Source organism: Mesorhizobium sp., assembly GCF_004962245.1.
GTDB lineage: Bacteria > Pseudomonadota > Alphaproteobacteria > Rhizobiales > Rhizobiaceae > Mesorhizobium.
This window is the reverse complement of record NZ_SUHQ01000017.1, coordinates 1-24816: the sequence shown is the minus strand read 5'-3', so window position 1 is coordinate 24816 and position 24816 is coordinate 1. Positions and strand designations below refer to the sequence as shown.

The following is a 24816-nucleotide window of genomic DNA, read 5'->3' as shown; positions in this document are numbered from 1 at the left end:
GGACTCGAAGCATTTCCTTAACCATGGCGGTTCAGGATCGGGCTTTGGCCAGCAAGGATCTGCCGTTTGAAAACGCCGGCGCACCCTCTTCGCCGCTTCAAGTCTTTGTTTGTGTATGTCGTTATCCCAAAGCTGCTGCGTGCTTTTGGGCGGCCTGCACTGGCGCTTCTCGCCATCACCGCCGCGATGGCGCTGGCGCAGGCAGCAAAAGCCTCCGATTTCTCCCAGCCGTGGAAGGATGCCGACCGGGCGCTGGTGATCGACGCCTACGAATACAATTCCATCGATTGGGCTAAACTTACCACCGACAAGCGCATCGTCGGCTTCATCAACAAGGCGTCCGACGGGATGCCGCCAGCCTATTTCTGTTTCGGCGACGAGACCGAGACGAGGCTCTGCAAGGCGTTGTGGAAGCGCCATGCGGTGGCACAGGAACTGTTCCAGACGCGCAAGGTGGTTGCCAAGGCGCTCGGCCTGAAATGGGGCGCCTATCATCTCGCTCGACCCGGCAACCCCGTGGGACAGGCCAATAACTTCATCGATTTCGCGAAACCCGGGCCTGATGACCTGCTTGCCCTCGACATCGAAGACGACGACCCCACGCGATGGATGTCGCTAGAGGATGCCGAGGAATTCGTTCGGCATGTGCATCGGCGGCTTGGCCGCTTTCCGGTGCTCTACACCAACGGCAAGACCGCCAGGCACATCGCCGACAACAAGTACAAATACCAGCTCCTGTCGCGGCTGCCGCTCTGGTATGCGCGCTACAAGCCCGACATCGACGTGCATTTTCCAATGGGCAACTGGCAAGGCTACGCACTCTGGCAGTTTTCGGCGAAAGCCAATTGCGGCAGGTTCCGCTGCCCCTACCGGGTCGCGGGCACACCGAACGATATCGACGTCAATGTCGCGCCGATGGATGCCGCGACATTGCGCGCGCAATGGCCGTTCGGCGGCCTGATCGACGTGCAGCCGGATTACCTCGCCTCGATTCCGGTGCCCCTCTCGCGCGAGGCCGGGCTGGCCGGCGACACCATCACCTACGCCACCGTGGCGACACCACCGACCTTCGCAGAAATGGTCGCCGTGTTCAGCGCACGCTGGGCCAAATTCCGCAACAGCTTTCAGATGCCTGCCGTGGAGACGGCGCCACGCGCTCCGCGCGGAATTGCCGAATATGTGGCCTGGACGCGGACGGAAAAGCGCTCCACATCGGCCCTTGAAGCCGCGCCCGTCGCCGGCGATCCAGTCAGCACCGCGTCGACCGAGTTCGACCACCGCCGCTGAAATCTGCCCTTCGAAGCGTCAGCGCGCCTGCTCACGTGCGACGGCCTGCCAGCCAATGTCGCGGCGGCAGAAGCCTTGCGGCCAATCGATCCGGTCGAGCGCGGCATAGGCTCGTTTCTGCGCCTCGCCGACCGTGCCGCCGGTCGCCGTGATGTCGAGCACACGGCCGCCATTGGCGACCAGCGCACCGCTGTTGATGGCAGTTCCGGCATGAAAGACCTCGACGCCATCGCGCGCGGCCTCTTCGACGCCGCGGATGACCGAGCCCTTTTCCGGCGTGCCGGGGTAGCCCCTGGCCGCCATCACCACGGTGAGTGCCGTCTCGTCACGCCAGCGCACCGAAGTATGCGCAAGCTGGCCATCGGCGGCAGCGTTGAGCAGGACCAAGAGATCGTCCTTCAGCCGCATCATCAGCACCTGGCATTCCGGATCGCCGAAACGGGTGTTGTATTCGATCAGCTTCGGTCCCTTGTCCGATATCATCAGCCCGGCAAACAGCACGCCCGAAAATGGCGCGCCAAGTTCGGCCATGCCGCGCATTGTCGGCTCGACGATCTCGCGCATGGTGCAGTCGATCATCTCCGGCGTCATCACCGGCGCCGGCGAATAAGCGCCCATGCCGCCGGTGTTCGGGCCGACGTCGCCATCGCCGACGCGCTTGTGGTCCTGTGCGGTGCCAAACGGCAGCGCGGTGACGCCATCGCACAGGCAAAAGAAACTCGCCTCCTCGCCGACGAGAAACTCCTCGACCACCACCTCCGCGCCGGCCTTTCCGAAGGAGCCTTCGAAACAGGCATCGAGTGCGGCCAGCGCCTCGGTCAACGTCATGGCGACGGTGACGCCCTTGCCGGCGGCCAGCCCGTCGGCCTTGATCACGATCGGCGCGCCCATCTTCTCGACATAGGCCCTGGCCGACGCCAGGTCGCCGAAACGGCCATAGGCGGCGGTCGGGATGTCGTACTTCGCGCAAAGGTCCTTGGTGAAACCCTTCGAGCCCTCCAACCGTGCTGCCGCCCTGGACGGCCCGAAGACGCGAATGTCTGCGGCGCGAAGGTCGTCGGCAATGCCGGCGACCAGTGGCCCTTCCGGCCCGACCACGACGAGATCGATCTTTTTCTCGGTGCAGAACCGGGCCACCGCCGCATGATCGGCAATGTCGAGCGTCACCAGTTCGGCTTCCTGGCCGATGCCCGGGTTGCCTGGCGCCGCGTAGAGCTTCGTCAGCAGCGGCGAGGCTGCGATCTTCCAGGCCAAGGCATGTTCGCGGCCGCCGGAGCCGATCAACAAAACACGCATGCCCAGATCCCTTGCCATTCCACGATCAGGACTGCGCTATTGCGCCCCGGACGATGGGTCAAGACATTTGGGTGGTTTGACCCCACTTGCACACGGGAACGTGCGGCACCGATGTTTCCGATGCGCGCAATCCTGCCGGCTGCGATCAGCTCCGCAAGACGACCGGAAAACCAGTCTTCGCACAGTTTCTGTCATGTCGTGGCCGGGATATGGAGGAGACGTTCGGCGGGGGCGCTCGACATAGCATCGTCGCCGACCCATCGCAGCGACCGCGCCCTGCGCGGGCTGGTTTTCGCCCCTCAACAGGCCGGCCTGAATCAGGAATACGCGTTAAGTGGATACCACTAGCTGGAGCAATTTGTTCGGCGGGCTAAATGTTCATATGTGATTTGCCAAGGGTCGCTCTCGGAAGATCTTTCCTCGCCGATCCAATGGAAGCTGTTGGCAGTGATCTCAGTGAAACGCCATCGAGTTCTCAGACCGCGCGAGTCATTGCCGAGCTGGACAATGTCCTTACCCTCGGCCCGCCCGATTTGGCGCGAGTAATCTCGGTTGAGCGGGTCGTTCCATATGATGTGCCAGCCATCGATCCCAGGATCGAAGATGCGCAAAGTCGTGCCATACATCGTCGACGGCGCAGGGCGCTTGGGCCTGATCCAAACGTCCTGAATCGCGCGGCCTTCGAGCACCCAGCCAAAATGGCATTCTCCATCCCATTTCTGGATTGTGCCGTCGTCGAGGTGGCGGACCGTGTCCATTTCCCAGCTTCCGATTAGCCATCCATACAGATCCATGTCTTTCGCTCGGTCGGCTGGGGGACCTTCGGATCCGAGAGCAGTGAGAAACGGGGAAATCATCGTCATGGTTTCTCCTGTGGATAAGCGAGCCGCCGCAAGGCGCCGGAACATTGCCGCCACAACTTGCAGCGTTGCGGTTTCCAGGGCTTGGGGAAAATTGCTGTAATGCCGCCATGGGCGGCTTCCTTGAATTTGTCGATTTGGGGCTTTTCAGCCCTTTGCGCAGGCCCTGCTGGACGAAATTGATCGAGTGGTTCGAATTTCAAACTGACCCACTACCGACGAGACTTGACGCTTTCCGCCTCTGCTGCCACTCCAGCACAATGGAAACCGTCCAGTCGAAAGCGGCCCAGGGCCGCGTCGCCGATGCGCCGAGCGGCCACTGGGTCTACCGCGTTCTGCCACGCTGGCTATGGCCCTATGCGCAGCTTGCGCGATGGGACCGGCCCATCGGCTGGCAGTTGCTTTTGTGGCCGTGCTGGTGGTCGGCGGCCCTCGCGGCAAGCGCCTATCCTCGCCCCAGCGACCCGCTGCTCTCGCTGCTGCCGGCGCCATGGTATCTCCTGCTGTTCCTGATCGGCGCCATCGCCACGCGCGGCGCCGGCTGCACCTACAACGATCTGGTCGACCAGGACATCGACAACCAGGTGGAACGCACCCGCTCGCGGCCACTGCCGTCGGGAAAGGTCACGGGCCGGCAGGCCTGGGCGTTTCTCGCCATCCAGGCTTTGGTCGGCCTCGCAGTGCTTCTGCAGTTCAACAGCTTCGCCGTCCTGCTCGGCATCTGTTCGCTCGTCGTCGTCGCCATCTATCCATTCATGAAGCGGTATACCAACTGGCCGCAACTGGTTCTCGGCCTCGCCTTTTCCTGGGGTGCACTGATGGGATGGGCGGTCGAGTTCGGCGACATCGACGGGCCCGCCGTCATGCTTTATATCGGCTCGATCCTGTGGGTGATCGGCTACGACACGATCTATGCGCATCAGGACAAGGAAGACGACGCCATCGTCGGCGTGGGCTCGACCGCACGCCTGTTCGGCGACAACACCAAGACCTGGCTTGCCGGGCTTTATAGCGGAGCGCTGGTGTGCTTCGCCATCGCCTTTGCATCGGCGCAAGCGCCGATGCCGGCGCTGGCCGGTTTGATCGCCGCCGGCGCCCATATGGCGCGGCAGATAGCAAGGCTGAACATCGACGATCCGGACCAGTGCCTGCGTCTGTTCAGGTCGAACAACCAGGTCGGCTGGCTGATCTTCCTTGGCCTGATCGGTGGCGCTGTGTGGGTGGCGCTGAAGCCGCTGGTGTAGCTATTCGCGCGAAATGATTTCCTGGCCGCCGATGACCAGCCTAAGGCCGAGGTCGCCGGCCCTGCGGCGGGCGAGGAAGCGCGGCCGGCGCGTGGTCGAAACGCGGCCCTTGCGGCGATCCTGCGCCGGAAGCGTCTTGATGGCGGCGCCAAGCGATTCTTCCAGCGTGCGGGCGACGCCGTCCGATTCGATCAGCAGCATCGGCAGACGGTAGGCATCGGCCCAGGCGCGCCAGTCGGCGGCGACATCGTCGAGATCGTCGGCCACCAGCAGCGGCACCGACAGCATCGGATCATTGTGCAGAAGCTCCAGCGTCACCGTGACATTGCCATCCGGATCCTCCATCGCGCGGGCGGCCACACCGCGAAACGCGTTGGCGGGCAGAGCGATGATCGCCGGCACGCCGCTCATCTCCAGCGTGCGGCGAATGATGGCGCCGCGGTGGTCGATGGTGAAGGTAACGTCGCCATAGTCGTCGCGCGTGGCGTAGCTCACCACCTGCGGCAGGCGGAATGGGTCGAGGCGCATGTTGCGTCCGGCCCAGACTGGCTTCAGTCCAGTGTTCATGTAATGCCTTCCTGTTTCTCCTGAGAGCCGGTTTTCCGGTGCTCCGGGCCGGTTTTTCCAGCCTCGTTGTGGGGAAACATTAGCGCGGGCTTCTTACCGCGGCGCTTAAGAAAGTCGGTTAAATTTTGCTGACCTCAGGCGATGGTTATCGGAATACGACCAGGCACGAGACGTCGAAAGGATCAGATAACCTTACCGGGATTCATGATGCCGGCCGGGTCGAAGGCTGTCTTCACCCTGCGCATCAAATCGATCGCCATCGGCGGCGCCGTCGCGATCAATTCGTCGCGCTTCAACTGGCCGATACCGTGCTCGGCCGAGATCGAGCCGTGAAGGCTGCGCACGACGTCGTGCACGGCCTGGTTCATGGTGTGGTAGAGGTCGAGAAACGCGTCGTCGTCGCCGCCGACAGGCCGGGAAATGTTGTAGTGGAGGTTGCCGTCGCCCATGTGGCCGAAACAGACCTCGCGCGCACCGGGACTGACGGATTGCACGGCGCCGGCCGCCTTTTCGATGAATTGCGGGATGGCCGCCACCGGCACCGAGATGTCGTGCTTGATCGAGGCACCTTCGGGCTTCTGCGCCTCGGGCAGCACTTCGCGGAAATTCCAGAAGGCGTCGCCCTGTGCGATGCTTGCCGCGATCACCGCATCGCCGACGATCTCATGCTCGAGGCCGGCTGAAAGCACCTCCTCGATCAGGGTCCTCGCATCCTCCGCCGAGCGGCCCGAAGAGATCTGCATCAGCACATACCACGGCCAATCCCCGGCCAGCGGCCGCACAACGCCTTGCGCGTGGGCAAGCGTGAAGTCGTAGGGTCTCCGGCCGATCAGCTCGAAAGCGGTGAGTGCGGCACCGGCGCGATCCATCGCCAGGCTAAACAGGGACAGTGCCGCCTCAGGCGACGACAGGCCGGCAAAGGCCACCTCGCGCCCCTTGGGCTTGGGGAAAAGCTTGAGCACGGCGGCGGTGATAACGCCGAGCGTGCCCTCCGCGCCGATGAACAGGTTCTTCAGATCGTAGCCGGTGTTGTCCTTCTTCAGCTTGCGCAGATCGTCGAACACCTCACCGGTCGGCAGCACCACTTCGACGCCGAGGCAGAGTTCACGCGCATTGCCATAGGCAAGCACGCCGGTGCCGCCGGCATTGGAAGAGAGATTGCCGCCGATCTGGCAGGAGCCTTGCGCGGCAAGCGACAGCGGAAACAGCCGGTCGGCGGCATCGGCGGCCTCCTGCAGCGTCTGCAGGACGACACCGGCCTCTACGGTGACCGTGTTGGACAGAACGTCGATCTCGCGGATGCGGTTCAGCCGCGACAGCGACAGCACGATTTCGCGGCCGGACATATCGGGCATCTGTGCTCCGACCAGCCCGGTGTTGCCGCTTTGCGGCACGATGGGCGTGCCTGTCTCGGTCGCCAGCCGCATGATACGGCTGACCTCGTCGACGCTGCCGGGCCTCAGCACCAATGCCGTCCTGCCATGCCACAGACCGCGCCTCTCAATGAGGTAAGGCGCGATATCCTGCTGGTCGCGGAGCGCATATTTGTCGCCGACGATGGCCGCAAAGCGGTGGATGAGGGCGGGATCGAGATCCGGGGATATGTCGTTCATAGGTGGAAACTATGGTGCTCAGTCGATCTTGTCACGCGGGGCGGACTGGTCACGAGGGGCGGCGGCGCGCGAAAGCCGGTCGTTGATCGCCTCGCCCAGCCCGTCGAACGGGATCGGCTCGACGGCGATTGTCCTGGCGCCGCTGCGATCGAGGTCCTGCATGTGGGCGAAGAGATTGGCCGCGGCCTCGCGCAGGTCGCCTGCCTCGGACAGGTTGCGCAAGGCGACAGCGCCTTGCCAGCCTTCGGCACGGCGAGGGCCGAACGCCAGCAACGCTTCGCCCTTTGCCACTTTTGCGGCGTTGACCCGCACCGCGGCACCCGGCGCATAGTGCGAGGCGAGCATGCCTGGAGCCTCGATGCCGCCCGCACCGCGCGACAGTTTCACGCCAGCGACAGCTTCGATTTCCTCGGCGGCAATGCCGCCCGGCCTCAACAGCCGCAGCTTTCCGTCCTCGACCTTGACGATCGTCGATTCGAGCCCGACCGAGGTTGCGCCGCCATCGACCACCAGCCTGATTTTTGAACCGAGATCGGCCGCCACGGCCTCGGCCGTCGTTGCGCTGATCTTGCCCGAAGAATTGGCGCTGGGCGCGGCAAGCGGGCGACCGAGCCTGGCGATCAGTTCGCCGCCAAAGCCTTTCGGCATGCGCAGCGCGATCGTATCAAGCCCAGCCGTGACCAGCGGATGAATGCCGTTGCCAGGGCGCTGCGGCAGCACCAGCGTCAACGGTCCGGGCCAGAACGTCTGCGCCAGTTTTTTCGACAGGGGATCGAACAGCGCGATGCGCTCGGCCATCGCCAGATCGGCGACATGGGCGATCAGCGGGTTGAAGCGCGGCCGGCCCTTGGCCTCGAAGATGCGCGCCACGCCAGTGCCATTGGTCGCGTCGCCGGCCAGCCCATAGACGGTTTCTGTCGGAATGGCGACGACATCGCCGCCTTCGAGCAGCGCCAGCGCCCGCTCCATCGCCTCACCGGCCACAAGTATATCAGCCACTCTCTTCACCTCACAGATGCCGGGTGCGTAGTACGGTGGCGCTCACGGGGCAAGTCCGGGCATTAGCGAATGATCGATCGCTAAAATGCCACCTTTCCTCGCAAGCCCGCATCAATTCCCGGACAGTATGGTGCCAGCCTGTTGGGCAAGGGGAATTATCATGGTCTTGGTGCGTATCCTGGGAGCGCTTGGTCTCACTCTGGCGGCGGGCGGAGTGCAAGCTTCGTCCTTCGTCGTTCTCGGAGCATCGACGTCAACGCCGTCCATCGTCACGCTCAGCGCGCCTGAGCCAGTGAAGATGGCTGAGAGCACAAAGGCCGATCCCTCGACGCCATCGATCGTGGCGATCGGCGAACCAGTGCCCGATGTCACTTACGAAAAAGTTGCCGCGATCCCGAGTCGGCCCCAGCCCAAGCATGATTTCAGGCAAAGCCCGATGATCATTCGCGGCGGTATCGTCGGCGACGCCTTCGCGAAACCGGCCCCCCCCGCCGCGCCGGCTGCGATCACGGCTGCCAAAGCGCCTACGGCGAGTGCCGGGTCCGACAAAGAGACAACGAACGGCGAGCCCTCGACGCCGCAGCCGACACCCATTCCCGATATCGACCCGGCCAGTTAGCCGCTCTCGGCTTGACGCCGGTCCGGCGCCCAACGCACCATCGCGCCAGGGAGATCGCTCAGAGCAAAAGGGTTTATCGTGAGCAAGGCAAGACCATTCACCGTCGCTGGCCTGTTGCTGGCATCATTGCTGGGCACCGGCACAACCAATGCAGATGAAATGCTGGGGTCCTACGTCGCGCGCATTTCCCACCGGGATCATTTCGCCAGTGACGGCTACGCGCTGGGCAATGCCGCACAGATGGTGCGGCAGGATCGCGCCAACTGGCACAAATTCCGCAGGCGCGACAGCGACGACGAGAACGACGTCTGGTTCAGGACCAACGGCCAGCGCACGGAACTGCAACGCATGCTGGAGCGCAGCGGGGCGATGAATGGTTCTACGAGGCGCGCCATCGTCAACGGCGAGCCGCTGATCCAGCTCGACGTCTACACGAACCGCGTGCGCGTCAGCATTCTGGAAGACTGACAAGCGATCAGGGCGGCACGTGAGCGCAGCCCTGATTCACTGAGTACCTCAGGCCGCGGCCTCGTCGTCCGCGGACTCCTCGTCGGACTCTTCCTCTTCGTCGGTGTCCTCTTCGTCAGCATCCGGGGCTTCAGCCTTCACGCCGTCGTCGTCATCGTCATCTTCTTCGTCATCGTCATCCGAGAGGGTAGCGTCGCCTTCAGCGCCTTCCTCGCCCGTCTCTTCGCTTTCGTCGTCGTCACCGTCCTTGTCGTTGTCCGACAGATCGGCAGCTTCGATCGCGGCAGCAGCGGCCCGGTCGAGGGTCGTTTCGGAAGCGGACTCAAGCGTCTCGGCGGGAGTTACTTCTGTCACTTCGACGTCGCGAGCGGAATTCATGGAAGCCTCCGTGGGTTGGGGAACATGTCCCTTGTGCCACGCAGAGATCATCGTCATATGACTGTAAGCCGGCTCGAATCGCCGGTTGGGAGAAATTATTCTCCCAAGCCTCAGCCGGCGATCTTCGAGAAATCCGCGACCTGGTCGGTCGCTGTCCGGATGCGCGCCAGCAACGCCAGACGATTGGCACGAACGGCCTGATCCTCGTCGTTTACGAGCACTTGTTCAAAGAATGAATCAACCGGTTCGCGCAAAACGCTAAGCGCCAGCATGGCAGCGGAAAAGTCTTCGTTGTGAATCGCTTCGCCGGCTTCCTTCTCGGCCTGATTCACCGCCGCAAACAACGCTTTCTCGGCATCTTCGCGAAATAGAGCCGGCTCAACACGTTCGGCGATCGTCGTTTTCTTCTTTTCCTCGGCGGCCAGAATGTTGGCCGCACGCTTGGTGCCGGCGAGCAGGTTCTTGCCGTCCTCGGTGTCGAGGAAAGTGCCCAGTGCCTCGACCCGGCGGACGATTTGAAGGAGATCGTCGTTGGATGATTGGCCAATCTCCCCCCTTGTGGGGGAGATGCCCGGCAGGGCAGTGGGGGGCAACGTAGGGCGCCCTTCCTCGACAGAGGCCGGCGGGACAGCGCCCCCCTCTGTCGGCTTCGCCGACATCTCCCCCACAAGGGGGGAGATCGGGCGCGAACCCGCCGCCAACACCGCATCGATCAAATCGTGGCGTGCGCCCTGATCGCGAAGGTAGACCTTCAGGCGGTCGTGGAAGAAGGCGAGGAGATCGGCAATTATTTCACCCGCAGAATGGTCTGGGGGTTCTATGCCACGTACCTCCGAGGACAACAAACCTGCTCGCTCACTGATCAGATCATCGGCCGATCCTACGCCGGTAGTGAAATCGCCTCCGTCATCCGCTCGCCAGACCACCGAAAACCGATTACCGCCATTGTATGTAAGTCCGAACAGTGCGTTAAGAAACTGGCGCTGGACCGGTAGCCTCACGCCATTCTCGACGAGTATCCTGATCACGCCCAGCGCCGCTCTCCGCAGCGCATAGGGATCCTTCGACCCAGTCGGCTTTTCATCAATCGCCCAGAAGCCGACCAGCGTATCGAGCTTATCGGCGAGCGCTACGGCCACCGATACCGGATCGGCCGGCACACGGTCGGACGGGCCCTGCGGCTTGTAATGCTCCTCGATGGCTGCAGCGACCGAAGGATGCTCGCCCTGCAGCAGCGCGTATTTGCGACCCATGGCGCCCTGCAGTTCCGGGAACTCGCCGACCACTTCGGTGGTGAGGTCGGCCTTGGCCAAGACGGCCGCACGGCGAGCCAGCGCCGGAATCTCCCCCCTTGAGGGGGAGATCGAACTCGCGACGATCGGCGCCAATTCTCCAGCAAGCCGAGCGATCCGCTCCACCCGCTCGCCTTGCGTGCCGAGCTTGGCGTGGAAGGTGACGACGAGATGGTCGAGGCGGGCCATGCGCTGGTCGAGCGGCTTTTTGAGATCGAGCCCGAACTTTTCCGCCGATGCCTGCAACTGGTCGAGATCAGGCAGGTCGCCTTGGTCGGTTTTCCAGAAATAAAGCGCGTCGGACAGGCGGGCGCGCACCACCTTACCGTTGCCGTGGGCGATCTCCTTGCCGCTGTCCTTGGCCTCGATGTTGGCGGTCAGGATGAAGCGGTTGGAAAGCTCTTCGCCGGCGCCGTGCGGCCGCGTCACGAAACACTTCTGATTGGCGCGGATGGTCAGCCGGATCACCTCGGCCGGAATGGCGAGAAAGTCCTGCTCGAATTCGCCCATCAGTACGACAGGCCATTCGACCAGGCCTGACACTTCCTCAAGCAAACCCTCGTCCTCGACAAGATCGAGCCCGTTGGCGAAAGCGAGGTTCCTGCCGTCGGCAAGGATGATCTGCTTGCGCCGGTCGGCATCGAGCACCACCTTCGCCGTCTCCAGCTTGGCGACATAGTCTTCGAAGCGGCGCACGGTAATCGCGCCGGGCGCATGAAAACGGTGGCCATAGGTGATGTTGCCCGAGCGGATGCCGTCGATCTCGAAATCGACTACGACCGGCTCCTCGGTCTCCGGGCCGAAGGTGCAGAGGATGGATTGCAGCGGCCGCACCCAGCGCAGGGATCCGGGTTTGGCCGAGGCCGGCCCCCAGCGCATCGATTTCGGCCATGGAAAGCTGCGGATGATGCCAGGCACCAGCTCGGCGATGATCGCTTCGGCCGCCCTGCCCGGCTTCGCAATATGGGCGACGTAGAAGTCGCCCTTCTTCGGATCGGCATGGACATGCGCCTCGGCGATCGAGGAAAGACCGGCCTTGCGCAGAAAGCCTTGCACCGCCTGTTCGGGCGCCTTGGTCGAGGGTCCCTTGATCTCCTCGTTGATGTCCTTCGAGCGCGCGGTCACGCCGCGAATGTCGAGCGCCAACCGGCGCGGCGTCCAATATTCGCGCGCCGCCTCATAGGTCAGCCCGGCCTCGACCAGACCGTCGGTCAGCATCTTCCTCAGGTCGCCGGCAGCCTTGCGCTGCATGCGGGCGGGAATCTCTTCCGAACGAAGTTCTAAAAGCAGGTCGGGCATTGATGGGGCTCACGCGGCAAAATGGTCCGGGCGGGGCATAGCAACTCGGCTGGCCGCTGTCACCCTTCCCTGCAAGATCGGGGCGTCTGCCGGCGATTTCCGAAAAATTTCGACGGACTGTCGGGCTGAAGCGAACCCGTGCGTCCTTGGGTCAAAGATTTCCATGAACCGAACGCAGCGCTGAAGCGACCAACGCTCAGGCAGAGAACTATTGGCTGAACGACCATGAAGACGGCATCGACATTCCTCCAGATCCTCGCGCTCAGCGCCTGTTTTGCGGCGCAGGCTCATGGCACGTTCACGATGCCTGGCGTTAGACAAGCGCTGCGGACAATCGATGGCGCAAGCAGCCAGGGCGTATTGCCAATCAGCACTTCAGTCGAAATCGCAAATAGCGTCTGGAGCTAAGCCGCCAGCCCGCCAGCCTGGGTCAGCAAAAACGCCTCGCCGCAGGCCTTGGCCAGATTGCGCACCCGCAAGATGTAGCTCTGCCGCTCGGTGACGGAAATCACGCCGCGCGCGTCGAGCAGGTTGAAGACATGGCTGGCCTTGATGCACTGGTCGTAGGCGGGGAACACCATGCGGTGCATCGCCAGATTGTCGTTCGACGCTGGCGCGCCGGCATCGAGCAGCGCCTTGCATTCGGCTTCGGCGTCCTCGAAATGCCGAAGCAGCATCGCGGTGTTGGCGAATTCGAAATTGTGGCGCGAATATTCCTGCTCGGCCTGCAGGAAAACGTCGCCATAGGTCACCTTGTCGGCGCCCTCGCGACCATTGAAGTTGAGGTCGTAGACATTGTCGACGCCTTGCACATACATGGCCAGACGCTCCAGCCCGTAGGTGAGCTCGCCCGCCACCGGCGCGCACTCGATGCCGCAGACCTGCTGAAAATAGGTGAACTGCGACACTTCCATGCCGTCGCACCAGCACTCCCAGCCCAGCCCCCAGGCGCCCAGCGTCGGGCTTTCCCAGTCGTCCTCGACGAAGCGGATGTCGTGCAGCAAAGGATCGACGCCGATCGCCGCCAGCGAACCGAGATAAAGTTCCTGCAGGTTGGGCGGGTTCGGCTTCAGGATCACCTGGTACTGGTAATAGTGCTGCAGCCGGTTCGGGTTCTCGCCGTAGCGCCCGTCCTTGGGTCGGCGCGAAGGCTGCACATAGGCCGCGTTCCAGCGCTTTGGCCCGAGCGCGCGCAACGTCGTCGCCGGATGGAACGTGCCGGCGCCGACCTCCATGTCATAGGGCTGGAGAACGACGCAGCCATAGTCCGCCCAGTAGTTATGCAAGGTCAGGATCAGCCCCTGAAACGAGCGGCTGGGATGCATAGGGGCTGGGATATCAACGGTCACGGCGGCCTCGACGGAGCGGCGGGATGCGGCACTCCCTAGAGTGCAGACCGCCAAGCGTCAAGGCGAGGCGCGCCGCGTCGGATGTACCCTCGAATGCGCAAGGAACATGGTGAAAGCTTTGCGAGTGGCTGGCCCATTGCCGAGCGCAGGAGCTCAATGCTCTATCACCAAGTCAACTGCAACAGGTTCGCCATGCTCGGTCCGATCACAATTCGTCCCGTCACGCGGCAGGATTTCGACCCGTGGCTGCCGCTGTGGGACGGCTACAACGCGTTTTACGGTCGGTCGGGCGAGACGGCCCTGCCAAGCGAGGTCACCGAGATGACATGGTCGCGCTTCTTTGATGCCTATGAGCCCGTCCATGCGCTTGTCGCCGAGAGCGCAGGACAGCTTCTCGGGCTCGTGCACTACCTTTTCCACCGCAGCACCACGGCGATTGCGCCAAACTGCTATTTGCAGGACCTCTTCACCAACGAGGCTTCGCGCGGGAAGGGCGTGGGCAGGGCTCTGATCAACGGGGTCTACGACCGTGCCAAGACTGCCGGCTCGGGCCGCGTGTACTGGCTAACACATGAAACCAATCACACCGCGATGAAGCTCTACGACAAGGTTGGGGAACGCTCGGGATTCGTCGTTTATCGAAAAATGTTCTGACACGGGTTCCAACGAAAACGGAGCTCCGACAACGGGCCTCCTTCTCAAATCAATATCACCGATTTTTATCCTTTCGGCGCAGGCACCGGTTCGGGCTTGACCTTCGGGGTCTCCTGCGCCGTGTTGGATTCGATCGGCGGCAGGCCCTTCAGCAGTTTCTGCTGCAAGGCGGCGAGCACGTCGGGATCCGGCTTCAGATCGCGGGCCTGGTTCCACTGGAAGGTGGCTTCCAGCCTGCGGCCGACGCGCCAATAGGCATCGCCGAGGTGATCGTTCAGCACCGGATCTTCCGGCTTCAGCGACACGGCACGCTCCATTTCGCGCACAGCGTCTTCAAACCTGCCCAGGCGGAAATAGGCCCAGCCCAGCGAATCGACGATGTAGCCGTCGCTCGGCCTGAGGTCGACGGCCTTCTGGATCATCTCAAGGCCTTCCTTGAGGTTGATGTTCATGTCCACCCAGGAATAGCCCAGATAGTTCAGAACCTGCGGCTGGTCGGGGAACAATTCCAGCGCCTTGCGGAAATTCGGCTCTGCCTTCGGCCACTCCTTCAGCCGCTCATAGGCGATGCCGCGCTGGTAGAAGATGTTCCAGTCGGCGCGGGTCGGGGTCTTCAGCACCTCCACCGCCTTGTCATAGAGACCGGCCGCGGAGCGGAAATCCTCCTTTGAGGCATAGACGCCACCGAGCGCCTGATAGGTGCGCATGTCGTCGGGATGCGCTTCGACGAGGGCCTTCAGATGGGCGATGGCCTCGTCATGGCGGTCAAGATCGGCAAGGTTGAGGCCTAGCTGCAGTTCCGAAAGCTCCTTCAGCGGCGACGAGTCCGGGATGCGGCGGTAGAGGGCGATGGCCCCCTCGCCGTCCTTCAGCTGCTCGGAAACGGCGGCGAGCTGTACGAGAGCGGCATCGCTGTCGGGCTTCAGAGCCAGCGCATATTGAAGATAGAGGCGGACGAACGGCTCGCCGCCGCCGCGATTGAGCGCGGTGGCGAGATCAAGGAGAATTTCCGAGGCGCCGTCGGACGGGCCGGCAACGAAGGGTTCGATCTTCTCGCCCTTGGTGATCTTGTCGCGAAGCGCCGATATCTCCACCTTGCCGGGTGCAAATGCCTCGGCCTGATCGAGCACGGACAGCGCCTTGTCCTTGTCGCCCTTGCGGGCAAGGAAGGAGGCATAGGCCTGCGCGTTGCGCATCCAGGTTTCGGGCGCCGCTCCACCGGTCGCGGTGTCCTGCAGGGTGGCGGCGTAGATCGCATCCGCCTTTTCGGGCAGGCCCGACGCATCCGCGATCAGCGCGCGATGGAAGGATTTGAAGAGGCCGAACCAGTCCGGACCCTGCAGCTTGTCGATGGAGGCCATGGCCTCGCTGGCATCGCCGGCGCCCTGCTTGGCCCAGCCGGTCATAACGCCGGAGATCAGCCGGTCGAGATCGGATTCGAGCGAAAGCTTGAGCCAGTATTCGGCCTTGGAAAAGTCCTTCTTGTGAAAGGAGCCGACGGCCAGCGCTAGGCGCGAGAACCGCTCGACGTCGGGAACCGTCTTGAGCTTGTCGGCATAGACCAGGGATTCCTCGAAGCGCCCTTGCGCGATCAACGACAGCATCAGGCTCTGCTGCAACGAGGTATCACCGGGAGCGAAGGCGAGCGCCTGCTTGTAGTAGGCGATGGCGCTTTCGAGATCATTGTCGCCTTCTGCGACCCGCGCGGCGAGATAGGCCCCCGAGAAAGACGTGATCTTGACTGGCTCGGTGGTCTCTTTGGCGTAGGCAGGCAGACCGGAGATCGCCATGCCCGTCACAATTGCCAGCCCGGTCAGCCAGCGCGCACATCCTTGCCGCATCGTATCCCTTTCAGTCAAAGCCGCATCCGCGTCAGCGGGATCGCCGTAGACTCGATCTTTTCCGGGCAAAGCATGGCCTTTTTGGGGTCAAGCTTCAACCCGGCCCAAATTCACAATCGGGTCAGCCGATTAACAAAACATGGCGAAGCGCGCGCCAACTGCGACCGTCGCCCCACTTTGCCGGCCTGGCGGGCTGGCCGGCTTGTCCTGCTGCAGCACCGGCACCCGATGCCGTAAGCGATCCGTAAGCGGCGGGCGTTGAAAGTTTACGCGACGGAATGATGCGTGGAACCGTGCCGATGGATGCCGTTGCTTCGCCCAGGAAGATGCCGATGCTGGAAATGCCGCGGGACGCGCAGGCCTTCGCCATTGTCGATCGAATCTACGAAGCGGCGTTCGCGGCCGAGCTGTGGCCGGATGCATTGGAAGCGGCCAGCGCGCTGTCTCATTCAGCAAGCGGCGCGATCTTCCTGGTCAGCGACCATTTGCCGGTTCGCGCCATTGGCGAGGCACATCTCCAGCCCTTGCTCGACGAATTCATGATGGGGGACAACTGGACGCTTTCCGAGAGCGTGCAGCGCATGTGCAGCATGCAGCCCGCAAGCTTTGTGCGGATCGACGATTTCATGACCGGCGAAGAGATCGGGCGCGACCCGATTTATGCTTGCTCCAGAACGTTCGGCGTCGGCTCGCCTGTCTGCACATCGATTTGCATGCCCAACGGAGAGCTTGCCTTGTTTGTCTTCCAGCGCTGGCTGAGGGACGGCAAATATGATCAGGCCGCGATCGATCTGTTGAACGGACTGCGTCCGCATTTCGCGCGGGCCGGCCTTGTCGCCGGGCGCCTGGGCCTGGAACGGGCCGGGACCGCCGTATCCATCCTCCGGGACATCGGGCTGCCGGCTGCAATCATGAGCGGGTCGGGCAGCGTGCTGACGGCCAATCGCCTTCTCGAAGACATGGCGGACGTGTTCCTCCCCTTGGCCCATGGCGGCATGGCCCTTGCGGATGAACAGGCAAACGCGCTTTTCCAGCAGGCCATCACGCAGAACCGGGATAACCGCGTCGTGCGATCCATCCCGGTTGCAGCCACCAGGGGGCGGCCCGCTCTGATCGTTCACGTGTTGCCGCTGCACCGCGCCGCGCATGACGTTTTTTCGGGCGCGGATATTCTCGTTGCCACAACCGCAGTCGACATCGGCGCGACTGTTCCGTCGCCTGGCATCCTTTCAGGCCTGTTCGACCTGACGCGAGCGGAAGCCCGGCTTGCCACCGAGCTTGCCTACGGCCGTTCCGTGCAGGAAGCGGCCATGGAAATCGGCATCTCCATCAAATCGGCCCGCACCTATCTCGAACGAATTTTTCGCAAAACCGAAACCGGTCGTCAGAGCCAGCTCGTGGCGCTGCTCAAAAGCGCACGGACGTTTTCGTAAGCCACAGGCATGGAATGATCGCCGATGGTCCGGCGGGCCTGCAACCCTACAGCCGGGTGTCGCGATACCCGCTCGTGGCGACGGTGGTGCAAAGTCCGGCCCATTCGCAGCCTTGGCAGGCCGGGCGCGTGCGCCCGCCCGAAAAGGCCTTGCGCAGCGCCGCCAGGATAGCCGCGTCGAGCTGGAGACGCGTGCCTGCCTGGATCGGTCGGGCCAGCAAATCCCCAACGTCGCGCGCCGCAAGCCGGTCCCGCTCGGCGGCGCTTTCGCGCAGGCAGTGCGGCTCCGGCACGCCGAGCAGCGGCACGCAGATGTCGTCTGGACCGGTGACGATCAGGATATCCTCGCCTCGGCCAAGACGCTCCGCGATCCCGTCATAGTTTGCCGTGAAGGCCGCGCTGTAGCCCTTGCCGACATAGGTCAGCAGGCAAAGCAGATGGTGGGAGCGCAGCCTGACGGTCATCGCTTTCTGGTGGGATCGATCGGATCCGCCTTGTTACCGGAAAACAGCTTCAGCGTCGCGGCGCCGAGCGCCGACTTGAGGAGGCCGCCGACGATGAACGGCAGGAAGCCGAAGGTTACAGCCTTTTCGAGGCCGATCATGACGGCGAGCCACGCCGTGCCGAGAACCAGGCAGGCGAGGTTGCCGAGCAGCATGGCGACAAAGGCAAGCACAACCCGGCTGCCGTTCCAGCCGCGTTCGGCCAGCCAGCCGACCAGCGCACCGGTGAGCGGAAAGGCAAAAAGATAGCCGCCGGTCGGCCCAAGGAAATGCTGCACGCCGGCTCCGCCGCCGGCCAGCACGGGAAAGCCCACTGCGCCCTCGACAAGCCAGGCCACGATGGTGATCGCGCCGAGCCGCCAGCCGTAGAGGGCGCCGATCAGCGTCACTGCGAAGGTCTGCATGGTCACCGGCACCGGCACCATCGGCACCTCGATATAGGACGACAGTGCCAGGAAGAGCGTGCCGAGGGTGACGGCTCCGACCTGCCAGCCGAGGGATCGGCTTTGCAGGCGCAGCGGGCTGAAAGACGACTTGCGGAACGAAGAAGCGATGTCGGTCACGGTGGTTTTTCCTAGCTGATTCAAAATTATAGATAATTTCTGCTCTCGATCTATTATCGAATCCATATTTTCGTGGAGATGGCAACCCCTCGCCTGGAAAAGGCTTGGGGAATGCATAGGACATCGCTTCGTCATCCTCAGGCGCCGTGGAGACCTTCAGGCTCCGCGGCTTCCGAGCGTCGCGATGCAGAACCTCTTGAGGCCGGAGGGACAGCCCCTCTATCCTTCGGACAGCTCTATCTTCGGACAGCGGGTGCGAGGGATCGCTTCAGAACGGCTTCTACCCGCGCGAGGTCCTAGAAAAATCCGTCCAGAAAGGCCGTGACCTCATCGGAGATGCCGACGATCTTGTTCGTTGCCTGACGATAGAACTTGAAATTGAGCTCCGTTCCGGGCTGGCCGTCATTCCACTTGGTGAGATGTTTGAGCTCGCGGCGCCCCAGCCGGCGCTTGGCGAACGCTGTGCAGCTGATTGAGAGGCTCACGCGTGGCGTCTGCCTGAGGATGCCAGGTTTCCTGGCGACCGCTTCGACCGAGGTGACAATACCGCGTGCGATCAGACCCTGCCCGCCCTCGTTCTCGCTCGCGAACACGAAAATCGTATCGCCCTCGGCGATATGCTTGCCGCCATACATCGTCTTTTGCGCGGAGAAGGCGAACGTCGTTGCCTGCGGATCGGAAACCCCGACCTTGATCGCGAACGCCATGCTCTCCACCCCGTTCGCTTTAGCCGACGATGGCGAAAGCGTCGCGCGTCCTGCCGGAGGCCGTCTTGACCGGCTTCTGGCCGATCCATTGCACGTGCCGGCCAAGGATGGCGGCGGCCGATTCGGTGTTGCCTTGGCGGAGCGCGCCGAGGATTGCCCGGTGATCCTGGTCAGTTCGGGTTTCCCATTCCGAGCGCCAGGCGGCAAACAGGAAGCGGGCGCTTGCCGCGTGCAGGTCGTCGATAGTGGCGAGAAGACGCGGCATGCCGCATGGCGCCAGGATCAGCCGGTGAAAGGTGCGGTTGGCCTCCTCCCAGGAGCGGACGTCGCGCGACTTGTCGCCGGCCCTGGTCGCCTCCTCGGCTAGGTCGAGGATGGCCGCCGTCAGATGCGGCGCTGCATGGCGCAACGCCAGCACTTCGAGTGCGGCCCGCATTTCGGCGACCTCCCGGACCTCGCTTAGATCGAAGGCGGCAACGCGCACGCCACGGCGCGGCTCGCCGATCGCCAGCCCTTGCGCTTCGAGACGGCGGAAAGCCTCGCGCACCGGGACATGACTGGTCTGGAATTCCTCGGCGATATGGTCCTGCCGCAGCCGCGCTCCCGGCTCGATGGCGCCGGATATGATGCGATCCGCCAGCACCTTGCTGATGCGGACGGCGATGGTGTCGTCTGCGGTCTTTGCCATGCTTTATAGATAATTTGCGGCATGGCCGCTTGTCGAGACGGCCGTCGCCGGATTCGCGGCAAAGTTGCTACGGCCGACCGAACCTCAATTCACCCGGCTAATGCAGAAATCAATGACGTCGATCAGCGCCGACTTCTGCGGCGTCGCTTCCAGCGGCGCCAATGCATCGCGGGCGATCTCGCCGAAATGGCCGGCGCGCCCGATGGTGTCGGCGATCGCCCCGTGACGGGTCATCAATCCGATCGCCTTTTCCAGCCCGGCGTCGTCGGTGACATTGTCCTCGATGGCGCGCTTCCAGAAGGTGCGTTCGGCCTTGGTGCCGCGCCGGTAGGCGAGGATCACCGGCAGCGTCACCTTGCCTTCGCGGAAATCGTCGCCGACATTCTTGCCCAGATCCTTGCTGGTGCCGCCATAATCCAGCGCATCGTCGATCAGCTGGAAGGCAAGGCCGAGGTTCATGCCATAGGAGCGCAGTGCCGCGCGATCGTTTCGCGTCGCCTGGGCGATGACCGGACCGACTTCGGCGGCGGCCGAGAACAGCGCCGCGGTCTTGGCCTTGATTACCGCGAAATGCTCATCCTCGGTGGTTTCCAGGTTCTTGGCGGCGGCGAGTTGCATCACCTCGCCCTCGGCAATGATCGAGGCGGCGCTGGACAGGATATCGAGCGCTTCCAGCGAGCCGACATCGACCATCATGCGGAAAGCCTGGCCAAGCAGGAAATCGCCGACCAAAACGCTCGCCTGGTTGCCCCAGATCATGCGGGCGGTCTTCTTGCCGCGCCGCATGCCGCTCTCGTCGACGACATCGTCGTGGAGGAGCGTGGCCGTATGCATGAACTCGACCGATGTGGCGAGCTTGACATGACCCTCGCCGGAATAGCCGAACATCTGGGCCGAGGCGAGCGTCAGCATCGGCCGCAGCCGCTTGCCGCCCGAGGAGATCAGGTGGTTGGCAATCTCCGGGATCATCTCGACGTCGGAACCGGCCTTTGACAGGATCAATTTGTTGACGCGCCCCATATCGGCCGCCGTCAGGTCGATGAGATCCTTGATGGAGGCGGCTTCCCGCTTCCCGTTTTCGATGTTGAGAACGACACCCACCACAAACACTCCCGTCTATAAGTCACGCGCACGACGGCACCCTGATCCCGCCACGGACTCTAGGGCGGTACCCACGGGCACGGCAAGAGGCGATTTGGCGCGGTCGAGGCTGGCGACGGGAGCCACCCACGTTTACATAACGGCTGCAACCTGCGAGTTTCATCCGATGATAGAGCTTATCCGCACCAACGATGCTGTGATCATCTCCTTTGTCGAATCGCTGATGCGCGATGCTGGCATCGGTTGTTTCGTCGCCGACCAGAACATGAGCGTGCTCGACGGTTCGATCGGCATCCTGCCCCGGCGCATCATGGTCGAAGCCGATCAGGCCGATGCGGCGCGGCGCATCCTGACGGACGCCGGCATCGCCAACGAGATCCGCCAGAAGTAATGTCCGCGGCGCGCGCCACCCTTGCCCGGGATACGCCGGCCCACACGGTCGATGCCTTCCACCGCGGGCGGTTCTGGCTGGTGCAGCCGAAACAGGCCGGTCATCGCGCCGGCATGGATGCCATGATGCTGGCCGCTGCCGTGCCGTCCTCCTTCGCCGGGCGCCTCGCCGATTTCGGCGCGGGCGCCGGTGCCGCAGCCCTGGCCGTGCTGTCGCGCTGCCCCGATGCCGAGGCCGTGCTCATCGAACGGTCTCCGGAAATGGCTGCCTTCGCCGCAACGACCCTTGCCCACCCCGGCAATGCGCATCTCAACGACCGCGCCTCTGTGCTTGCCGCCGACGTCGCGCTGTCGGGCCGGGCGCGAACAGCCGCCGGCCTTGCCGACAAGTCCTTCGATTTCGTCGTCATGAACCCACCCTTCAACGCCGCCGAGGATCGCGCCACGCCCGACCCGCTCAGAAAGGCGGCGCATGTCATGGAGGACGGGCTGTTCGACCGCTGGATCCGAAGTGCGGCTGCCGTGGTCCGGCCGCGCGGCGGTCTTGCCGTGATTGCCAGGCCCGATCAGCTCGGCGCCATCCTCGATGCGATATCGGGCCGCTTCGGCGACGCCGAGATGCTGGCCGTCCATCCTCGCCCGGAAGCAGCGGCGATCCGCATCGTCATCAGGGCAATACTCGGCGCACGCGGGAAACTGTCGATCCGCCCGCCGCTGATGCTGCACGCGCGATCGGGCGACGGCCCAACGGAGCGAACCGAGATGATCAACAACGGACTTGCATCGCTGTTCGGCGACTGACCCTTTTTTCGGCCGGCGACTTACCGGCTGGCGAGGGCATTGCCGTTGGCCGACGAATCCCTACATGCCATCAAGCCAATTGACCGGAGACTCCGTGAAACGCTTTCTCAACCGCCTGCTGCCGAAATCCTGGCGCTCCGACATCGTCACCATTCCCGTCATCCGGCTGCATGGCACCATCATGGCCGGCGGCGGCCAATTCCGGCCGAGCCTGTCGCTCGCGTCCACCGCCGGCCCTATCGAGAAGGCGTTTTCCTTCGAAGCGCCCGCGGTCGCCATCTCGATCAATTCGCCGGGCGGCTCGCCGGTGCAATCGCGGCTGATCTTCAGGCGCATCCGCGACCTGGCGACCGAGAAGAACAGAAAGGTCCTGGTCTTCGTCGAAGACGTGGCGGCGTCGGGCGGCTACATGATCGCGGTCGCCGGCGACGAGATTTTTGCCGATCCGTCCTCCATCGTCGGTTCGATCGGCGTGGTATCGGCCTCGTTCGGCTTTCCCGAACTGATGAAGAAGATCGGCATCGAGCGCCGCGTCCATACAGCCGGCCAGAACAAGGCGGTGCTCGACCCGTTCAAGCCTGAGAAGAAGGAAGACATCGAGCGGCTGAAGGCGCTGCAGCTCGAGGTCCACGAGACTTTCATCGACCTCGTCAAGGATCGGCGCGGCCCCAAGCTCAAGGACGACCCGGATCTGTTCACCGGCCTGTTCTGGACCGGCAAGAAGGGGCTGGAGCTCGGTCTTGTCGATGCGCTCGGCGATATGCGCAGCGTGCTGAAGACCCGTTTCGGGCCAAAAACCCAGCTCAAGCTGATCACGGCGCCGCGCGGCCTGTTCGGCCGGTTTGGCTGGTTCGGCTCAAGCAAGGGAGGCTTTTCGGCGCCCGATATCGCCGCTGCTGCCGCAAGCGGCCTGATCGATGCGGCGGAAGAGCGCGCGCTATGGGCTCGCTTCGGGCTTTGAAAAACCGTTGAAAACGTCTAGCATGAGGCCTTGGAGCGTGGCGTATCCGAAGATATCCATGCGGCGCGCTTTAAGTTTTTTATGCATGTCGTTGTCCCAAAACCGCTGCGCACTTTTGGACGACATGCATTAACCGACCCGACCGGCCTCTGCCGGCCTTGCGAGGGAGGAGTTTCGACATGCCGCAGATCATTTTCTTCGCCCTCGTCGGCGCCGTCGCCTATTTTGGCTATCGCTCCTTCGTCAGGGAAGCCGAGCGCGTGACGGCCAAGATACGGCGCACCGAAAAGCAGGCTACCAACGGTACAATGGGCACGCTGGTCAAGGATCCGAAGACCGGCGAATACCGTCTGGCCAAGGACTGACATCATCCCCCTCGCGACTGACACAGTGGCTTCCGGCATCACCGTCCGGGCTTTGCACGCGCATGCCAAGATAAATCTCGCGCTGCACGTCACCGGCAGGCGCGCCGACGGCTATCACATGATCGAGAGCCTGGCGGTGTTCACGCGCTTCGGCGACAGGGTCGAGATCGAGTTGGCCGACAGCGACGGGTTTTCCGTGTCGGGCCGATACGCCTCCGCGGTCCCGCTCGACGGCAACAACCTGGTCGTGAAAGCGCGCGACGCGCTGCGAAGGCAAGCTGGTCAGCGGCACGCACCGCCGGTGGCCATCAGGCTCGAAAAGAACCTGCCGGTCGCATCCGGCGTCGGCGGCGGGTCGAGCGACGCCGCTGCGGTATTGCGCGGGTTGGCTGAGACATGGGGGCTGGACCTCGACGACGCCCAACTGGCGCGGATCGGCCTCTCGCTGGGCGCCGACGTTCCCATGTGCCTCGCGGCAAAGCCGTTGATCGCGCGCGGCGTTGGGGACGAGCTGTCGGCCGTGCTGGATTTTCCGGCACTCGGGCTGGTTCTCGTCAATCCCGGCACCGCCATCTCCACGGCCGAGGTGTTCAGCGCGCTTGGCAATCGCGACAACGAAGGACTGCCGCCGTTGCCGCGCAGCATCGATTTCCACAGCCTCCGCAACTGGCTGGAGACCACGCGCAACGATCTCGAGCCCGCGGCCCGCGCCATCCAGCCGGCCATCGGCAAGGCGCTGTCGGTGCTCAACAAGGCCGGAGCGGGATTCGCCCGGATGTCCGGTTCCGGCGCGACTTGCTTCGGGCTGTTCGAGACCGGCAATGTGGCCAAGCGCGCGGCCGCCGATATCCGCAGCCGCCATCCCGACTGGTTCGTTGCCGCAACGCGAAGCATGACATCGGAGGCTGACGCACATGGCCAGAATTGACGAGAGCCGCTCCTTCATTCCCGTGCGCATCGCGGTGCTGACCGTTTCCGATACGCGCAGCCTCGCTGACGACAAATCCGGCCAGACGCTGGCCGACCGCATCGTGGAGGCCGGCCATATCCTTGCCGCCCGCGACATCGTCACCGACGACCGCGAAAAAATCCGCGACAAGGTTTTGGGCTGGTCGAAGGACGAAGCGATCGATGTCGTCATCACCACCGGCGGCACCGGCTTTACCGGCCGCGACGTGACGCCGGAGGCGCTGGAGCCGATCTTCGAAAAGCGCATGGACGGCTTTTCCGAAGTGTTCCACCGCATTTCCTACGACAAGATCGGCACCTCGACGATCCAGAGCCGGGCGACCGGAGGCGTCGTCAACGCGACCTTCGTCTTTGTGCTGCCGGGCTCGCCCGGCGCCTGCAAGGACGCCTGGGACGGCATCCTGAAGCCGCAGCTCGATTACCGGCACATGCCCTGCAACTTCGTCGAGATCATGCCGCGCCTGGACGAACATCTGCGGCGCGGCACCAAGACAAGTTAGGCAGCGTTCCGGAAAAGGAGGTGGGTTCAATAGGTCGCCGCAACACTCTTAATCTGAGAGGATGAGGAGG

26 protein-coding genes are annotated in these 24816 nt (G+C 63.5%); 12 read left to right on the top strand and 14 right to left on the bottom strand.

The genetic code is table 11. The features are described 5' to 3' along the window. The first annotated feature begins 186 nt into the window (after positions 1 to 186). Positions 187 to 1287, top strand: coding sequence for a glycoside hydrolase family 25 protein (locus E5X88_RS18820; protein WP_292164106.1), 1101 nt, complete (start codon positions 187 to 189; stop codon positions 1285 to 1287). Positions 1288 to 1305: 18 nt separating this feature from the next. On the opposite strand, the gene purD is transcribed toward E5X88_RS18820, so the two are convergent. Beyond that, entirely contained in the window at positions 1306 to 2583 is a 1278-nt protein-coding gene (gene purD / locus E5X88_RS18815) for a phosphoribosylamine--glycine ligase (RefSeq protein ID WP_292163862.1), read from the bottom strand. Positions 2584 to 2927: 344 nt separating this feature from the next. Then, on the bottom strand, positions 2928 to 3446 hold the full coding sequence (locus E5X88_RS18810; RefSeq protein ID WP_292163861.1) for a hypothetical protein: 519 nt from the start codon (positions 3444 to 3446) through the stop codon (positions 2928 to 2930). Positions 3447 to 3703: 257 nt separating this feature from the next. Here E5X88_RS18810 and ubiA point away from each other — a divergent pair, with 257 nt between their 5' ends. Continuing rightward, positions 3704 to 4687, top strand: a complete 984-nt coding sequence (ubiA, locus tag E5X88_RS18805) for a 4-hydroxybenzoate octaprenyltransferase (RefSeq protein ID WP_292163859.1) — start codon at positions 3704 to 3706, stop codon at positions 4685 to 4687. Here ubiA and E5X88_RS18800 read toward each other — a convergent pair whose 3' ends face one another. The 3 genes from E5X88_RS18800 to E5X88_RS18790 all read right to left on the bottom strand — a co-directional run bounded on the left by E5X88_RS18800 (position 4688) and on the right by E5X88_RS18790 (position 7866). Further along, the gene (locus E5X88_RS18800; protein ID WP_292163857.1) at positions 4688 to 5254 is read right to left on the bottom strand and encodes a DUF6101 family protein; all 567 of its coding nucleotides are present in this window, start codon (positions 5252 to 5254) and stop codon (positions 4688 to 4690) included. It lies immediately after the preceding gene. 182 nt (positions 5255 to 5436) lie between these two features. Continuing rightward, positions 5437 to 6867 (bottom strand): FAD-binding oxidoreductase, encoded by a 1431-nt coding sequence (locus tag E5X88_RS18795; RefSeq protein WP_292163855.1) that lies wholly within the window; start codon positions 6865 to 6867, stop codon positions 5437 to 5439. A gap of 18 nt (positions 6868 to 6885) precedes the next feature. Then, positions 6886 to 7866, bottom strand: coding sequence for an L-threonylcarbamoyladenylate synthase (locus tag E5X88_RS18790; RefSeq protein WP_292163853.1), 981 nt, complete (start codon positions 7864 to 7866; stop codon positions 6886 to 6888). Between the two features lie 160 nt (positions 7867 to 8026). Here E5X88_RS18790 and E5X88_RS18785 point away from each other — a divergent pair, with 160 nt between their 5' ends. Both E5X88_RS18785 and E5X88_RS18780 read left to right on the top strand, forming a co-directional pair. After that, the gene (locus E5X88_RS18785; protein WP_292163850.1) at positions 8027 to 8485 is read left to right on the top strand and encodes a hypothetical protein; all 459 of its coding nucleotides are present in this window, start codon (positions 8027 to 8029) and stop codon (positions 8483 to 8485) included. Between the two features lie 78 nt (positions 8486 to 8563). Then, the gene (locus E5X88_RS18780; RefSeq protein WP_292163849.1) at positions 8564 to 8953 is read left to right on the top strand and encodes a hypothetical protein; all 390 of its coding nucleotides are present in this window, start codon (positions 8564 to 8566) and stop codon (positions 8951 to 8953) included. 48 nt (positions 8954 to 9001) lie between these two features. On the opposite strand, the gene E5X88_RS18775 is transcribed toward E5X88_RS18780, so the two are convergent. From E5X88_RS18775 to E5X88_RS18765, 3 genes are all read right to left on the bottom strand, one after another. Next, complete coding sequence (locus tag E5X88_RS18775; RefSeq protein ID WP_292163846.1) at positions 9002 to 9331, bottom strand: ATPase; 330 nt, start codon at positions 9329 to 9331, stop codon at positions 9002 to 9004. Between the two features lie 110 nt (positions 9332 to 9441). Beyond that, positions 9442 to 11922 (bottom strand): glycine--tRNA ligase subunit beta, encoded by a 2481-nt coding sequence (glyS, locus tag E5X88_RS18770; protein WP_292163844.1) that lies wholly within the window; start codon positions 11920 to 11922, stop codon positions 9442 to 9444. Between the two features lie 404 nt (positions 11923 to 12326). Then, positions 12327 to 13247: a glycine--tRNA ligase subunit alpha gene (locus tag E5X88_RS18765; protein WP_206616857.1), complete on the bottom strand. Its 921-nt coding sequence runs from the start codon at positions 13245 to 13247 to the stop codon at positions 12327 to 12329. A gap of 216 nt (positions 13248 to 13463) precedes the next feature. On the opposite strand from E5X88_RS18765, the gene E5X88_RS18760 reads away from it, so the two are divergent. Continuing rightward, positions 13464 to 13925, top strand: a complete 462-nt coding sequence (locus E5X88_RS18760) for a GNAT family N-acetyltransferase (RefSeq protein WP_292164100.1) — start codon at positions 13464 to 13466, stop codon at positions 13923 to 13925. 65 nt (positions 13926 to 13990) lie between these two features. Here E5X88_RS18760 and E5X88_RS18755 read toward each other — a convergent pair whose 3' ends face one another. Beyond that, positions 13991 to 15766 carry a tetratricopeptide repeat protein gene (locus E5X88_RS18755; protein ID WP_292164097.1) on the bottom strand — a complete coding sequence of 592 codons (1776 nt, stop codon included), beginning with the start codon at positions 15764 to 15766 and terminating at the stop codon, positions 13991 to 13993. A 278-nt stretch (positions 15767 to 16044) separates the two neighbouring features. Here E5X88_RS18755 and E5X88_RS18750 point away from each other — a divergent pair, with 278 nt between their 5' ends. Then, positions 16045 to 17199: a helix-turn-helix transcriptional regulator gene (locus tag E5X88_RS18750; protein ID WP_292163842.1), complete on the top strand. Its 1155-nt coding sequence runs from the start codon at positions 16045 to 16047 to the stop codon at positions 17197 to 17199. 46 nt (positions 17200 to 17245) lie between these two features. On the opposite strand, the gene E5X88_RS18745 is transcribed toward E5X88_RS18750, so the two are convergent. From E5X88_RS18745 to E5X88_RS18725, 5 genes are all read right to left on the bottom strand, one after another. Beyond that, positions 17246 to 17662: a DUF1284 domain-containing protein gene (locus tag E5X88_RS18745; RefSeq protein WP_292163840.1), complete on the bottom strand. Its 417-nt coding sequence runs from the start codon at positions 17660 to 17662 to the stop codon at positions 17246 to 17248. Continuing rightward, entirely contained in the window at positions 17659 to 18264 is a 606-nt protein-coding gene (locus E5X88_RS18740) for a biotin transporter BioY (RefSeq protein ID WP_292163838.1), read from the bottom strand. The genes E5X88_RS18745 and E5X88_RS18740 overlap by 4 nt, the downstream gene beginning before the upstream one ends. Before the next feature lie 296 nt (positions 18265 to 18560). Further along, entirely contained in the window at positions 18561 to 18971 is a 411-nt protein-coding gene (locus E5X88_RS18735; protein ID WP_292163836.1) for a hypothetical protein, read from the bottom strand. Positions 18972 to 18990: 19 nt separating this feature from the next. Next, a complete protein-coding gene (locus E5X88_RS18730) occupies positions 18991 to 19659 on the bottom strand; it encodes a GntR family transcriptional regulator (RefSeq protein WP_292163834.1) in 669 nt (222 codons plus the stop codon). 84 nt (positions 19660 to 19743) lie between these two features. Beyond that, positions 19744 to 20760 carry a polyprenyl synthetase family protein gene (locus E5X88_RS18725; protein ID WP_292163832.1) on the bottom strand — a complete coding sequence of 339 codons (1017 nt, stop codon included), beginning with the start codon at positions 20758 to 20760 and terminating at the stop codon, positions 19744 to 19746. Between the two features lie 166 nt (positions 20761 to 20926). On the opposite strand from E5X88_RS18725, the gene E5X88_RS18720 reads away from it, so the two are divergent. The 6 genes from E5X88_RS18720 (at position 20927) to moaB (ending at position 24746) form a co-directional block, all read left to right on the top strand. Then, positions 20927 to 21151 carry a DUF2007 domain-containing protein gene (locus E5X88_RS18720; RefSeq protein ID WP_095483967.1) on the top strand — a complete coding sequence of 75 codons (225 nt, stop codon included), beginning with the start codon at positions 20927 to 20929 and terminating at the stop codon, positions 21149 to 21151. Then, entirely contained in the window at positions 21151 to 21951 is an 801-nt protein-coding gene (locus tag E5X88_RS18715; RefSeq protein WP_292163831.1) for a methyltransferase, read from the top strand. Before E5X88_RS18720 ends, E5X88_RS18715 begins: the two co-directional genes overlap by 1 nt. Before the next feature lie 94 nt (positions 21952 to 22045). Then, the gene (locus tag E5X88_RS18710; RefSeq protein ID WP_292163830.1) at positions 22046 to 22912 is read left to right on the top strand and encodes a S49 family peptidase; all 867 of its coding nucleotides are present in this window, start codon (positions 22046 to 22048) and stop codon (positions 22910 to 22912) included. 179 nt (positions 22913 to 23091) lie between these two features. Beyond that, the gene (locus E5X88_RS18705; protein WP_292163829.1) at positions 23092 to 23277 is read left to right on the top strand and encodes a hypothetical protein; all 186 of its coding nucleotides are present in this window, start codon (positions 23092 to 23094) and stop codon (positions 23275 to 23277) included. 25 nt (positions 23278 to 23302) lie between these two features. Beyond that, on the top strand, positions 23303 to 24205 hold the full coding sequence (locus E5X88_RS18700) for a 4-(cytidine 5'-diphospho)-2-C-methyl-D-erythritol kinase (RefSeq protein WP_292163828.1): 903 nt from the start codon (positions 23303 to 23305) through the stop codon (positions 24203 to 24205). Beyond that, positions 24192 to 24746 (top strand): molybdenum cofactor biosynthesis protein B, encoded by a 555-nt coding sequence (gene moaB / locus E5X88_RS18695; RefSeq protein WP_292163827.1) that lies wholly within the window; start codon positions 24192 to 24194, stop codon positions 24744 to 24746. The genes E5X88_RS18700 and moaB overlap by 14 nt, the downstream gene beginning before the upstream one ends. Positions 24747 to 24816 lie beyond the last annotated feature (70 nt).